Origin of the sequence: Gilliamella sp. ESL0443 (genome assembly GCF_019469165.1) — a bacterium.
In the GTDB taxonomy this organism is placed as follows: Bacteria; Pseudomonadota; Gammaproteobacteria; order Enterobacterales; family Orbaceae; genus Gilliamella; species Gilliamella apicola_E.
Window position 1 is genome coordinate 292,193 of sequence record NZ_CP048263.1, and the last position, 14,610, is coordinate 306,802.

General features: G+C 33.3%; 13 protein-coding genes and 1 tRNA gene. 8 read left to right on the forward strand and 6 right to left on the reverse strand.

Annotated elements, in window-relative coordinates; all coding sequences use genetic code 11:
- The first annotated feature begins 8 nt into the window (after positions 1–8).
- The 7 genes from GYM76_RS01380 (at position 9) to fruA (ending at position 7,939) form a co-directional block, all read left to right on the forward strand.
- Entirely contained in the window at positions 9–968 is a 960-nt protein-coding gene (locus GYM76_RS01380) for an ABC transporter permease (protein WP_220225630.1), read from the forward strand.
- On the forward strand, positions 958–1,929 hold the full coding sequence (locus tag GYM76_RS01385) for an iron chelate uptake ABC transporter family permease subunit (protein ID WP_065735126.1): 972 nt from the start codon (positions 958–960) through the stop codon (positions 1,927–1,929). Before GYM76_RS01380 ends, GYM76_RS01385 begins: the two co-directional genes overlap by 11 nt.
- Positions 1,926–2,681, forward strand: coding sequence for an ABC transporter ATP-binding protein (locus GYM76_RS01390; protein ID WP_220225631.1), 756 nt, complete (start codon positions 1,926–1,928; stop codon positions 2,679–2,681). The genes GYM76_RS01385 and GYM76_RS01390 overlap by 4 nt, the downstream gene beginning before the upstream one ends.
- A 145-nt stretch (positions 2,682–2,826) precedes the next feature.
- A complete protein-coding gene (gene cra / locus GYM76_RS01395; protein WP_220225632.1) occupies positions 2,827–3,864 on the forward strand; it encodes a catabolite repressor/activator in 1,038 nt (345 codons plus the stop codon).
- 189 nt (positions 3,865–4,053) lie between these two features.
- Complete coding sequence (gene fruB, locus GYM76_RS01400; protein ID WP_220225633.1) at positions 4,054–5,250, forward strand: fused PTS fructose transporter subunit IIA/HPr protein; 1,197 nt, start codon at positions 4,054–4,056, stop codon at positions 5,248–5,250.
- A 2-nt stretch (positions 5,251–5,252) separates the two neighbouring features.
- Positions 5,253–6,188 (forward strand): 1-phosphofructokinase, encoded by a 936-nt coding sequence (gene fruK, locus GYM76_RS01405; protein WP_220225634.1) that lies wholly within the window; start codon positions 5,253–5,255, stop codon positions 6,186–6,188.
- 8 nt (positions 6,189–6,196) lie between these two features.
- Complete coding sequence (gene fruA, locus GYM76_RS01410; protein ID WP_220225635.1) at positions 6,197–7,939, forward strand: PTS fructose transporter subunit IIBC; 1,743 nt, start codon at positions 6,197–6,199, stop codon at positions 7,937–7,939.
- 52 nt (positions 7,940–7,991) lie between these two features.
- Here fruA and GYM76_RS01415 read toward each other — a convergent pair whose 3' ends face one another.
- On the reverse strand, positions 7,992–8,564 hold the full coding sequence (locus GYM76_RS01415; RefSeq protein WP_220225636.1) for a TIGR00730 family Rossman fold protein: 573 nt from the start codon (positions 8,562–8,564) through the stop codon (positions 7,992–7,994).
- Positions 8,565–8,706: 142 nt separating this feature from the next.
- On the opposite strand from GYM76_RS01415, the gene GYM76_RS01420 reads away from it, so the two are divergent.
- Positions 8,707–8,782 (forward strand) — tRNA-Asn (locus tag GYM76_RS01420).
- 289 nt (positions 8,783–9,071) lie between these two features.
- Here GYM76_RS01420 and GYM76_RS01425 read toward each other — a convergent pair.
- The 5 genes from GYM76_RS01425 to GYM76_RS01450 form a co-directional block, all read right to left on the reverse strand.
- Positions 9,072–10,742, reverse strand: coding sequence for a toxin-antitoxin system YwqK family antitoxin (locus GYM76_RS01425; RefSeq protein WP_220225637.1), 1,671 nt, complete (start codon positions 10,740–10,742; stop codon positions 9,072–9,074).
- A 123-nt stretch (positions 10,743–10,865) separates the two neighbouring features.
- Complete coding sequence (locus GYM76_RS01435; protein ID WP_220225638.1) at positions 10,866–11,276, reverse strand: N-acetylmuramoyl-L-alanine amidase; 411 nt, start codon at positions 11,274–11,276, stop codon at positions 10,866–10,868.
- 359 nt (positions 11,277–11,635) lie between these two features.
- Positions 11,636–12,193 (reverse strand): hypothetical protein, encoded by a 558-nt coding sequence (locus tag GYM76_RS01440; protein WP_220225639.1) that lies wholly within the window; start codon positions 12,191–12,193, stop codon positions 11,636–11,638.
- 166 nt (positions 12,194–12,359) lie between these two features.
- Positions 12,360–13,352 carry a hypothetical protein gene (locus GYM76_RS01445; RefSeq protein ID WP_220225640.1) on the reverse strand — a complete coding sequence of 331 codons (993 nt, stop codon included), beginning with the start codon at positions 13,350–13,352 and terminating at the stop codon, positions 12,360–12,362.
- Positions 13,353–13,639: 287 nt separating this feature from the next.
- The gene (locus GYM76_RS01450) at positions 13,640–14,608 is read right to left on the reverse strand and encodes a hypothetical protein (RefSeq protein WP_220225641.1); all 969 of its coding nucleotides are present in this window, start codon (positions 14,606–14,608) and stop codon (positions 13,640–13,642) included.
- Positions 14,609–14,610: the final 2 nt, after the last annotated feature.

A 14,610-nucleotide genomic window follows, 5' to 3' on the forward strand; every position in this document is an offset into this window, starting at 1 on the left:
TATAAATCATGTCTAAAACGGTTTACTTTATTGCAGGCATTGTTTTTTTATTCGCAATGGCTGCATTAAGCCTTTTTATTGGTGCTGGGCATGTTACGTTAGCTGATTTATGGTCTGACAGTAATATGCGACAAATCTTTTTTGTTAGTCGAGTACCTAGAACAGTGGCATTATTATTAGCTGGCAGCGCGATGAGTGTTGCTGGTTTAATTATGCAACTCCTTACCCAAAATCGTTTTGTGGAACCGTCGTTAGTAGGTACAACTCAGTCGGCTAGTCTTGGTTTATTAGTGATGATGGTGCTTGCGCCTGGTGCAAGTGTGATGATGAAAATGGTGGTTGCCAGCTTATTTGCTATGGCGGGCACTATGTTATTTATGTTCATTTCTCGCAAAATTATTTATAAATCTGCCCTGATGGTGCCTCTTATTGGGATTATGCTTGGTGCGGTAATTAGTGCCATTTGTACTTTTTTTGCGATGTATTTTGACCTATTACAATCACTTGGTGGTTGGGAGTCAGGAGACTTTTCCGGAATCTTGCAAGGTCGTTATGAGTTATTATGGTTAGTTGGAGGTATTACTCTACTTGCTTGTTGGAGTGCAGATCGGTTCACTGTTGCCGGTTTAGGTAGAGACTTTTCGGTTAATGTTGGGCTTAATTATAATCGAGTCATGTTAATTGGTCTTGTTGTGATTGCTTTGATAGGTGGAATAGTCGTTGTGGTGGTTGGTGTATTGCCATTTTTAGGACTGATTGTTCCCAATATTGTCAGTTTATTATTTGGTGATAATGTTAGAAAAACGATTCCTTGGATCTGTTTATTAGGCAGTGGGCTTGTTTTGCTATGTGATATTATTGGACGCGTTATCCGTTATCCATTTGAAATACCAGCCAGTGTCATTCTTGGTGTAGTAGGGGCTATTATTTTTTTAGTATTGTTGAGTAAAAAACGTCATGCTAGTTAATCAAAAACGCCATATTTCTAGCCGAAAAACAGTATGGTTATTACTTGGTATTGCCGTGCTTTGTGTTGTTTTTTTCATGACATTTAATTTAAAAGGCAATATCAGCTACATTTTGACACACCGGACTTGGATTGTATTAACGATGATTTTAGTCGCCTTTTCGGCAGCAACTTCAACATTACTTTTCCAAACTGTTACGAATAATCGAATTTTAACACCTTCAATAATGGGGTTTGAATCACTGTTTGTGTTGATTCAAACAGTGGTAATATTTTTTATTGATGCCCAAGGTATCCCTTATATTGGTATTGTCGGTAAATTTATCTTTGAGTCATTACTATTAATTTTATTTTCTCTATTTTTGTATCGAGGATTATTTAACAAACTTAAACAAAATCTTCATTTAGTTTTATTAATTGGGATTATTCTAGGAACGCTGTTCCGTAGTTTTTCTAATTTATTACAACGTCTAATGACACCGACTGAATTTGCTGTATTACAAAGTCGAATTTTTGCAACATTTACTCGAGCTGAACCCGTACTAATTGTCTTTTCATTAGTTATTTCCAGCATAATTGGTCTATTTTTATGGCGAATGCGTTTTCGGTTTGATGTACTAGCATTAGGTCGTGATAATGCGATTAATCTTGGTATCGATTATCAAAAAAGTGTCACCATTATTTTATTATTAGTTTCGGTATTAGTTTCAATATCGACCGCATTAGTTGGCCCATTTACGTTTTTAGGCTTACTTATTGCAAATTTAGCTTACAGTATTAGTGGTTCCAGCCAACATCGCTTTTTATTGCCAACCGCATTTTTATTAGGAATTATTTTCCTTGTTGGTGGGCAAATGTTTTTAGAGCATGTTTTAAACATGGTTGGTGCATTATCTATTGTAATTGAGTTTATTGGTGGTTCGCTGTTTATCTTCTTATTATTGAAAAAGGTTCCAATGTGATAGAAATTGATAATATTAGTAAAAAATATCAAACCATATCTGTATTAAAAAATGTGAATGCGACCATATCACAAGGTGGAGTGACAGCTATCATAGGTCCTAATGGTGCAGGTAAATCGACATTATTATCAATTATTAGCCGTCTATTACTGGCTGATGAAGGACAAGTAAAAATACAAAGTATGGACGTGGTTAATACGCCAAGTGATAAACTTGCCACCTACTTATCGGTATTGAGGCAAGAAAACCGTTTTACTAGCAGATTAACTGTTTTTGAATTAGTAGGATTTGGACGTTATCCTTATTCAAAAGGGCGATTAAATAAAGATGACTTAGCACATATCCATCGAGCACTGGAATTCTTAAATTTAACTGAGTATAAAGATCGGTTTTTAGATGAACTTTCTGGCGGGCAACGACAACGTGCTTATGTTGCTATGGTGCTTTGTCAAGATACTGAGTATGTTTTGCTTGATGAACCGCTAAACAATCTTGATATGAAACACGCAGTTTCGATGATGAAACAGTTACGCCGAGCGGCCGATGAGCTCGGTAAAACGATTGTTATTGTTATCCATGATATCAATTTTGCCTCAGTTTATTCTGATTATATTTTAGCCATGAAAGATGGCCAACTTGTTTATCAAGGTAGTCCAAAAGAAATTATGAATTCAACTATTTTAGAAGATATATTTGATACGCCAGTAAAAATAGAAACTATTCATAACCAAAACATTGCTATTTATTATTAATAAAAGATTTTTTAACTAAAAGGGTTTAGATTCACACTAAATCCTTTTTTTCTTATAATTCGTTAAGTTTAAATGATAAGTTTTGTTTACATTTAATTTGTGTTCAGTTTAAATAACTGATGAATTTTTTTATTGAGATATATTCATGAAATTAGAACAAATTGCACTGTTAGCTGGCGTTTCAAGAACGACAGCCAGCTATGTAATAAATGGTAAAGCTAAACACTACCGAGTTAGTGATAAAACCATTGCTAAAGTGATGGCAGTAGTGAAAGAATATAATTACCAACCCAATGCTGTAGCAGCAGGTCTAAGAGCGGGGAAAACACGTACTATTGGTATCATCATTCCAGACTTTGAAAATATAAGTTATACCCGAATTGCAAGTTACTTAGAGCAGTTGTTAAGAAAAGAAGGCTATCAATTATTGCTTTCTTGTTCTGAAGATAATCCGGAAATTGAAAAAGAGTGTGTAAAACATTTAAAACAACGCCGTGTAGATGCTTTAGTCATTTCTTCATCGTTTGTTAATGATTCTGATTATGCGTTTTACAACGGTTGGCAAAATAGTGATACTCCTTTGTTTGCATTAGACAGAACACTCTCAACATCTGAATTTAGGAATGTTGTTGGATCTGACAAAGAAGATTCTAAAATGCTAGCTCAAGCTTTTAATCAATTTGTTGATGGAACAGTCGCTTATATTGGTGCATTACCTAACTTGTCTGTTAGCCAGCTACGAATGGAGGGTTTTAAGGAAGTTGCTCTAAATCATAGCAATAAAGTTGATTTTTTGTGTGCAAATAATTATAGTCGTCGCGATGCAGAGGTTACTTTTAGTCAATGGTTGGCAAATAATGATTTACCAAACGGCATTTTTTCCACTTCTTTTTCTTTATTACAAGGCACCATTGATGCAATTCTGAAAAAGTTTGGTCGTTTACCGGATAATCTAACAATTGCCACCTTTGGTGATAATGAGTTACTCGATTTTTTACCGTGTAAATTGATTGCGTTATCTCAAGATCATAAATCAGTATCAGAAGTAACCATTGAATTATTATTAAATAGTTTGCATAAAAAGAACTATCAACCAGGAACAACAGTCATACCGCGACGTTTAATTTATCGAGGTAGCCTGAGTCGAGAAAAATTGCTAAAAAGTCAAATTAAATCGTCATAGAGCTAAAAAGATTTACTCAAAAAGCTGATCTAGATCACATTTTAGGAATTAATAGATATAATTTATTTGATAATTAGGACGTTTATATTCATTATCGCTGAAACGATTCAATCATGATTCAATAACGATTATGGGATTGCTGAGTTGTTTTTAGTACATCCAATATTATAACCCAGAGGTATTTATTATATGTTTCATTTAGTTAAAGAAGATATCCATTTAAATGAACAAGCAACCAACAAAAGTGAGGCAATTAAAAAGATTGCAGCCGCATTAACTAGCGCTGGTTATGTTGAAGAAGGCTACGTTGATGGTATGCTTGAACGTGAAAGTCAAGCTGCAACTTATTTAGGTATTGGTATTGCTATACCTCATGGCACACCTAAAACTCGCCACTTAGTTAAAAAAACTGGGGTTCAAGTTTTTTGTTTTCCTCAAGGCGTAGAGTGGGGTGATGATGGCGAAAAAGCTTATCTAGCTATTGGTATCGCTGCGAGTTCTGATGAGCATTTAGAATTACTTCGCCAATTAACTCATGTACTTGGTGCTGATGGTGTTGAAGAGCGAATCAAAAAAATCCAAACTGCCGATGAAGCTTTAGCTATTTTAACTGGCAAAGAAAGTGTAGAAGATAGTCAATTTGTAATTGATGAATCCTCATTATTATTGGATATACAAGCTGATAGCTTAACTACATTACAAGCTTTAAATGCTTCACGTTTAAAACAACACGATGCGGTTAATGTCAGCTTTATTACGAACGTACTTGATAATAAACCAAGTTATTTAGGTAATGGGGTATGGTTAAGTGACAGCCGCGAAGGCAATTTAAAAAATGCGATTGCTATTAGCCGTACGGTGAATGATCTTAATCAAGATGGCAAACCAGTTAAGCTTCTTATTACTATTTCAGCTGTTGATGATTCAGTTACAGCTATCGTGAATAACATTGCATCATTAGCTTATAACCAAAAATTAGCATTATTAATTTCTGCAAAAAGTGATGATTTTAATAATCTACTCCTATCAGGGGATCATTCTGTATCATCTGAAACATCAGAAAATGTAACACCTAATGATTCATCAAACAGTGGTGCTAATGGTGAGGAATTAAGCCGAGTATTTGTTATTCCAAATGAAAATGGCTTACACACTCGCCCATCATCAGTTCTTGTCAAATTAGTTAAAGAGTTCAATAGCAAAGTGACGGTAGCTAATCTAGATGGTAAAAACGAGCCAGTTAGTGCAACTAGTTTAATGAAAATTGTTGCGCTAGGTGCGAAAAAAGGTAGCCGTTTACAATTCACTGCTGTTGGTAATGATGCAGAACAAGTATTAGATGCAATCGGTAAAGCAATTGAAAGTGGTTTAGGAGAGGGTGCTTAATCATGACTTATCGTGTTGCAACGATCACTTTAAATCCTGCTTATGATCTATTAGGTTTTTGCCCAAAAGTTGAGCTTGGTGATGTTAACTTAGTTCAAACTAATGCTTTGCTTGCTGCGGGTAAAGGTATCAATGTTGCCAAAGTATTATCTGATCTTGGTATTCAATTAACCGTGGGTGGATTTTTAGGTAAAGAGAATCGTGATGGTTTTAATTTACTTTTTAAATCTCTGAATGTTGATGATAAATTCCAGACCGTTGATGGTCGTACCCGAATTAACGTTAAACTCACTGAAGAAAATAGTGAAGTCACTGACCTAAATTTTTCAGGTTTCACGATTAACGATCAAGATTGGCAAACTTTCGTTTCCAATTCTTTAAAATGGTTGAAAGAGATAGATATGGTTGCCATTAGTGGTAGTTTACCTGCTGGAGTATCGCTGGAAAAATTCACAGAATGGATGAAACAAGTTAAAGCAATTTGTCCTAAAGTGGTCTTTGATAGTAGCCGTGATGCTTTAGTAGCAGGGCTTAAGGCCAACCCTTGGTTAATTAAACCAAATGATAAAGAACTGGAAATGTGGGTAGGCAGAAAACTATCTACATTATCAGAAATTAAAACAGCAGCCATGGAACTTATCGATGGTGGGGTAGAAAACGTAGTAATTTCACTTGGCAGCAAAGGTGCTTTGTGGGTAACTAAACGTGAAGCATGGTTAGCCAAACCACCTAAATGTAAAGTGGTTAGCACTGTTGGTGCTGGTGATTCAATGGTCGGTGGGTTAATGTATGGTTTATTAAATAATAAATCAATCAAAGACACCCTAGTATTTGCATCAAGTGTTGCCGCTTTATCTGTTGAACAAGCTGGTGTTGGTGTGTCAGACCGTCAAGCGGTTACCAACATGTCGGAAAAAATTGAAATAATCGCTGGATAGGAGTATTCATGAATATATACATTGTTGAAGGTAGCAATTCAGGCCCAGTTAATGGGCGATTAGCTAAAGCGGAATTAGCGTTAGCTGCTAATTCTTTAAATTTTAAAATTATTGATAATGCAACATCAGCCGATACTATCATTTCGGTTGGTAGCGGTAATATTAGTGACAAATCAGTTATTGGCAAAAAAGTTTATGTTGTTAATGATATAAATGATGTTTTTGCTGATCCTAAAAAAATCTTAAATGATGCACAAAGTAAAGCAACTGTTTATGAACAATCGACTGGTGATACTAGCACTTCTGTGGCAAACAGTGGACAAAAACGTATTGTTGCGGTAACTGCTTGCCCAACAGGTGTTGCTCATACATTTATGGCAGCTGAAGCGATTGAAGAAGAAGCGAAAAAACGTGGTTGGTGGTGTAAAGTAGAAACTCGTGGTTCTGTTGGTGTTGGAAATGAATTAACACCAGAAGAGATTGCTTCTGCTGATGTAGTTATAGCTGCATGTGATATTGATGTTGATTTAAGCAAATTTGCTGGTAAAAAACTTTATCGTACCAAAACTGGTCCAGCTCTTAAAAAGACCGCTCAGGAATTAGATAAAGCATTTGAAGAAGCAACAATTTATCAACCGTCTGGTTCTACTTCTGTTGCAACATCAAGCAATGAAAAGAAAGGCTTTTATCAACATCTACTAACAGGTGTGTCTTACATGTTGCCAATGGTGGTTGCAGGTGGTTTGATCATTGCGCTTTCTTTTGCTTTTGGTCAGTTCCAAGAGGTATTAAAAACAGTTACTGTACTTGAAAATGGCGTAGAAGTTGTTAAACAAACTCTTGTAAATGAGCTTGTTGGTGAACCTCATTTAGCTCAAATTGGTGGTTTAGCCTTCTCGTTAATGGTTCCATTGCTTGCTGGTTATATTGCTTACTCAATTGCTGATAGACCAGGGCTTGCTCCTGGCCTAGTTGGTGGTTTACTTGCAGTTTCAACTGGTGCAGGATTCTTAGGTGGTATTATCATTGGTTATTTTGCAGGTTATGTCGCATTAGCTATTACAAAATACTTACCATTACCAAAAAGTATGGAAGCATTGAAACCAATATTAATTGTGCCTTTACTTGCAACTTTAATTACTGGTCTTGTTATGCAATTTGTTGTTGGTACGCCAATCGCATGGTTAATGAAAATTATTACTGTATGGCTAAATACCATGAATGGTGCTAATGCTGTTATGTTAGGTGCATTATTAGGCGGTATGATGTGTACTGATATGGGTGGACCAATTAATAAAGTTGCTTATGCTTTTGGTACTGGTATGATTTCTTCACAAGTTTATGCGCCTATGGCTGCAGTTATGGCGGGGGGAATGGTTCCTCCATTAGCGATGGGATTAGCTACTTTAATCGCTCGTAAAAAATTTGCTAAAGCAGAACAAGAGAGTGGTAAAGCGTCTTTAGTTTTAGGCTTATGCTTTATCTCTGAAGGGGCAATTCCTTTTGCAGCGCGTGATCCGTTACGTGTTATCCCTTGTTGTATTGTTGGTGGTGCAATCACTGGTGGTATGGCATTAGCATTTGGTTCAACGTTAATGACGCCACATGGTGGTTTATTTGCATTAGCAATCCCTGGCGTAGTTAAACCTGTTGGTGGATATATATTATCAATCGTTGCAGGCTCTGTAATTGCAGGTGTTGCTTACGCATTGATTAAGAAACCTGAATCACAAACAACAGCTATCGCATAATAATTATGCAACTAAAAACGCCATCAATTGATGGCGTTTTTTTTATATTAAATTATTTTTTTACCCAGCGTTGTAAGTTTTTTGGTATAAAGTTGTCCATTTTTTCTAACATTGAATCAGCAGTATCTGAGATAATTAATGTTTGATAAAAACTTTCTCGAATAAAACTTTCTTGTACTGCGTGCTTTAAGAAGTTCAATAAAGGTTGCCAAAATTGGCTATTAAATAGTGCGACGGGTTTTTCATGATAACCAATTTGCATCCCTGTCCAAACTTCAAAAAGCTCTTCTAACGTGCCCGTTCCCCCTGGCATTGCAATAAATCCATCGGCAAGTTCAGTTAGTCTTGCTTTACGTTGATGCATATTTTCAACAACTTCTAATCGAGTAATACCAAGGTGTGCAGTTTCGGCTTTGACTAATTTTTCTGGAATGATGCCAATAACCTCACCATCATGATCTAAAACGGAATTAGCAATTATGCCCATTAATCCTTTATTGCCTCCGCCATAGATTAATCGTCTATTTTGATTGGCAATAACCTTGCCTAATTGCATAGCCGCTGTACGATACTCTGGACGATTCCCTTCACTAGCACCACAAAAAACACAAATATTCTTTTTCATAAATTTTACTCTACTTATTAATCTGTACTATTTTAGCATAGTATTCACTCTATTTGCTTACAAGCTGAGCAGTTAAACTTAATTAGTGTTTTATAGATTGACATAATCGTCATAGATAGTTAATATTCTGTCCGTCAAGTGTTCCTCCATAGTTCAGTCGGTAGAACGGCGGACTGTTAATCCGTATGTCACTGGTTCAAGTCCAGTTGGAGGAGCCAACTTTTCACTTTATCTCATATCTATACATCTCTATTTGTTTATAAATCAATAATGTCAAAATCAAATTGATGTAACACATCAGAAACAATTTGGTTAGGATTGGCTGAATAAGAATCTACTCGTTTGGGTTGATCTTTAGAGGATTTTATATTTTCTGTATGAAGGCTTTAGTTTTCCATTATAGGATGATTAAGTAATTATTTATATTTTTTAATTTATTGTTTACTTATCACCGTTCATAATTATGAGGGTGATAGGCAAAATAAAAAGCAGTTTAAAATACTATCATTACTTCATTTCATCAATTTCATTATCCACAAATTTTCGTTCGATAAGCTCACCGTCTTTATAGGTTTCTGTGTACAAAAGTTTGCCTTTTTTAGCAGAAGATAGATCAACAGATCCTTCTGGCATCTCTTGGTAATCTAATTTATAAAACTTCCAAATTCCAATCGGTAACCCTTTTTGGTAATTTGCTTCAAGGTAAGTATAAAGGTAAGTATAATAACCATTTGGCTTCTTCTCAACCCACAAACCTTCACGGGTATGATTTTCGACTAATCCTTGTTCTTCTTCATTTTGGAAAAATCCGTTTTGGTCGTAATATCGAATAAATTTGCCTTCAGGCGAAATTTGGAATTTTTCATAACGGATAAAATGCGTATCCTCTTCATCTTCTTCAAAATATTTAATATGAATAATATTGTTCTTATCTATAAAAAATAATTTTCTATAACCATTAATTACCCATGATAAAGAATAATAAACATTTAATTTATCGATAGTGTTAGTACTATCTGTTGTGATTAAATCCATTCTAGAATAATTATAAGGCTCGTATTCACTATTATAAACTGGCTTGTCTTCAAGTGTTGTATGAGAAGATGTTAATAGAAATAGATTTAGATTTTTATCATTAATATTTATTTTGCTTACTGGTGAAAGATAATTATCTTTTTTAATATTTTTATCAAAAAAATGTGATAGTTTATCATAGTAAAAATTACTCATTTCAGATTCATAAAATCTGTCTTTAAGAGTTGTTAATTGAGGGTTTAAATATAATTCTGGATATAAATAATCATTTGAATATTTACTCAAATAAAAAAATACTGAATCATAATTACGTTGTATCCTACTGTTATTCCTTTCCACTTTTTCTTGCCAAAATTGGGTTGTCCATTTTTTAGGAAAATGTGTTGATATCAGTTCTTCTTTACCAAAAGAAAGCTCGTTCGTATAGGGCAACTCACTATAAATATTTACTGAATAAGTATTATTCGGTATGGTGAAAAGCTCTTTTAACTCAGTCTCATATAAATCATCAAAATTGTAAATTTTCTTTGAAACAACTTTTCCATTCTTATATTGAGTTACGATTTTATAGTCTTTGCCTAATTCATCAGGATGATAATAGGTGGTTTCGATTAAATCGCCTTTTTCATCGTATGTTTTCCATAATCCTACAGGTATTGTGGTAGCATTATACATATCCATAAACCCTTCATATTGCTTAACGCCATTTTCAAAGTAAATAGTAGTGAGTTTGGGTAATTCTAAAGAGTCAGTAACTATTGTTTCTATAAGATTTATTTGTCCATTAGGATAATAAATAACATATAATACATCTCCTTTTTTAACTTCATCTCTTACATAGCGGATGAATTTTAGTTTTCCATTTGGGTAAAATCCTTGAGCAGAAATGCCGTCTGGTTTATATGATGACATATAATACACAGATTCTAATTGACCGCCTTTAGTATAGTAAGTTTTTATATAATCCGCTGCTTTATTGCCATTGATATAATATTCATACCGTAGAAAACCCTCCGGTGTATTGGATTCTTTAATTTGTACTGAATGTGAAGGGGGAGCTTCGGAAATCTTTTTTGCTTCAATGTGTTGAACACATGCCAAAATGCCACCAAAAAACATTGACACCATTAGTAATTTTTTCATTTTATTCCTAAAAATGTTATTTAATGTTGATTTCTAACCCTTGAGCAAGTTGCTCTGCTATTGAGTTCATGTTGTCGTAAATACTTTTTGCATCTTTAGGGTGTGTAATATAACCAAGCTCGATTAAAACTTTATCTTTCGTTTGATTTTTCCCCCAAGAACTCCTACATTATTTCTAGCATCAGGGTGTTTCTTTCCTATACTGACAACAGTATAACAACTAAAAATATCATTAGCTAATTCTAGCCCTTTTTTATCTCCTTCATAATAGATAACATGAGCGCCGGAAGTAAAATTGGTTAAGCCATCTGCATGAATAGAAATAAAATAATCCGCTTTGTTGTTATTAGCTATATCACAGCGAAAATAGATCGCTTCTTTATTATTGGAAACTTTAACAACGTTTTTACTATTTCCTTGGTATAGGTAATGGAGCCCTCTACTGTGTATTCTATTTCTGTTTTTTCTTCTCCATTGACTAAAAAGGAACTGGGTTATTTGAATACAGGTTTTGGGTAGTATCGGTATTTTCAATTTCCCTAAGACTGAGCACTAATTTACCTTTTCGGGGAGTATCGTAACATTTGGCAACCAGATAAATTTTGTCACCCCAAGAGGCTTGATTTAATTTTAAATAGGTATATTCATTAGGTTTATTCGGGGCATTTACTTTTTTTGCAAAATAGGCATCCGCTACATTAATATGAAAATCAGATTAATGTAACAAATCATAGACAATTTGATTGGGGTTGGCTGAATAGGAATCGGTTTGAGGTTGTAATACCTTGTTTTCGGGTTGATTGGGTTGTGATTGTTTATTGTCCGGCGAGGTTGCTCCTTTTTCCATTTTGGGTTGTAGACTTATTATTTGTTTATGTATCTAACTTTTAATATTATTTATTTTTGACGTTGAAACATTTAGGATCATCAATTGAATTTATGATTAAATTAATTTCATTTCCTTTCTTTCTTGACATACTATATTTACAGATTTGAATAGTATTTCCTGATTGGATTTGTTCCATAGATATTAATTCTAATAAGTTGTTTTTATCCTTTTCAAAAATGAATTTATCAACTGTTAAATGTCTGGTTTCTTGTATAATTTCTAAGGTATATTCTTTTTTACTTACTTTTGTCAAAGTAAATGTTAAATCATTTCTATCACCATAGTTACTAATTAATAATTTATAGTTTTCTTTAAATTTTATATTTCCTTGTTCTATTTGAATTATAAAATGATCATAAGGTTGATCCGATACTAAATTTTTATGGAGTTCCCCTGCATTATCAAATTGAATATGAAAAATATTATTTTTAATAATATCAGCTTCGCTCTCATCTTGAATCTTTTGTTTACTATAAACATTTTTAACTTGTCCTTGACAAGAAAAAGTTAATATCATTATTAGAATAAAAAAGATTCCTTTATTTTTTATTAATACACTCATTATATTTCATTATACCTTTTAATATTTCTGTAAACTTCTTTCTTTCTTCTAAACCATTGGGGACTTTTACATTTCATTAATTGCTCATGATACCAATAAAATATATGATTAATAGATAAATTAAATCAAAAATAATTATATTATACTAAGCGTGTTTAACATTGTCCTATTTTTCAAACTCACCGATTAAAATTCTTCCCCCTCGATCTTCAGGATCTGGTTTATCATGGAATGATGCACGTAAAATGATAAATTTATCTTTATAAAATCCGACAGGTCTAGAAGTAGCAAACATGCCTTTTAACTCATACTTATTCCAAGTTTGTCCATAGTCATATGAATATCGAATTGACGGGTTAATAGATGATAAAAGTTTATAGTCGCATACAAAATTTTTATATCGGTAAAAGTTCACATTTTTTGAATCAAGTGTATATAACTCTTTTTCCTCTTCATTATAAAAAGTTGCAGACGTTTTTAACAGGTTAGCTTTACCCAAAATAAAAGTGTCATCTTGATATAGTAAGACATCATAGTTATTTTTGAAACTTTTGATGATTTGCTGGTTTTGGGTTTTAGGGTCATAACTAATGATCTGATTTTTTTGTAAAGTTAGAATGTTACCCTGTGCGGTTAAATAAAATGGCTGATTGTTTAAGTCGTCAGGCAAGGGGTATTCTTCTTCTCGATTCAATAAATTAATCAGTTTTAAATTGCCTCGATTGGAATATATGACATATTTACCGTTGAATTTTTTATAATCGATATCATCGGCAGATAAATACTCATCTATTTTAACCACTTTTAGACTCTTATGATCTAAAAGATATTGGGAAATTTTTTTACTGTTATCGGGTAATCTATTTTGAGCTTCTACTAATGAATAATCATTACTGGTATCAATCCATTTCATCTCTTGTTCGGGTAGCAATAATTCTTGATAACTTTTGCCCCGATCTTTCGATATAAGTATTACTGCTTGATATCCTATTTGAATTGAATCAAAGGCATTAAGATCTTTTTTTCCAATCAAAATAATGGTGTTCTCATTGGGGGCTATAAATTCTTCAAAACGAAAAGCAGACATTGGGTCTAAGACAGTTGCTTGATCGGTTAATTGGTATAATTGATTAAAATCGTATTTGGCTATCCATTTCATATTTCCTTGTTTATCGGGGTTACAGCTGAATAAAAAAAGGCTTAATAGGGTAGTGATAATGAATTTATTATTTAGGGATATCATCATAAAAAACACTCTAGTTACATATCTTTTGTTATCGGACTCTTGTTATTAAATTTCAAAAAAACTGACGCCATTATAATGATTAGTTTTGAATGATTATTCGTTTTAATTTACTAATTTATATCAGTTTACTTACCACCGTTCATATTTATGAGGGTGATAAGCATAATAATTGTTTGTTTACTACACAATCTTTAATTCAATTAATCAATTTCTTTATCCACAAATTTGCGTTCGACAAGCTCACCGTCTTTATAGGTTTCTGTGTACAAAAGTTTGCCTTTTTTAGCAGAAGAATAGGGAATATAATAGGGAATAGAGCCGTCTTTTAACTTATATTCTAATTTATAAAACTTGCCTTCACCCTGTATTAACCCATTTTTATATTCGGCTTCAAAATATGAAGTACCAATTAAATGGTTTACTTTCTTCTCAATCCATAAACCTTCGCGAGTATGGTTTTTAACTAAACCTTGCTCTTGATTATCTTTATAGTTACCATTTTTAGGATAGTAACGAATAAATTTGCCTTCGTCATTTAGTTGATATTGATAAAACGGTGTTTGTGTTATTCCGTCCTCAGTAAAGGAATAGTCTCGGGTGGAAATGATCAGGTTTTCATCTATATAAAAAATTTTACCATCTGTAAAACCCATTTCTCCTGAGCGATTATAATAAATTCTTCTAGAATCAACCTGTACTCCATTTTTTAAGGATAACAGATATATAGATAGATTTAGATAACTGTTAGATTCTGATTTTTGTATTGCTAATTTTAAGATTTTATCGCCTTTTTTGAGGTATTTGAATGAAATAATAAAAGGTATCGCTTCTTCTTTATATAAATTATATCTGCTAAAAACCTCATCAGAATCTGAATATTCTATTTTAAAAAGTTTAGGATTATAATTTACGGTTTCCTCACAACCAAGTAAGGAACAAAAGCTATCCCTACTTCCATATCTATGAACAAAATTATTGTACAACTCTGCAATTGAATCTTCGTTTTTTGCTTTATGGAGTATTGCCCGCTGCCCTAATGGTGGTGATATAAGTGCACCTGACAAATCTTTTGCTGTGTCGGGAGTGGCAGGTGTATAAGTTATTATCGGTTGCCCATACGAACAACCCAACCATAGAGTCAATGTAAGTAAAATAATTATTTTATGCATAG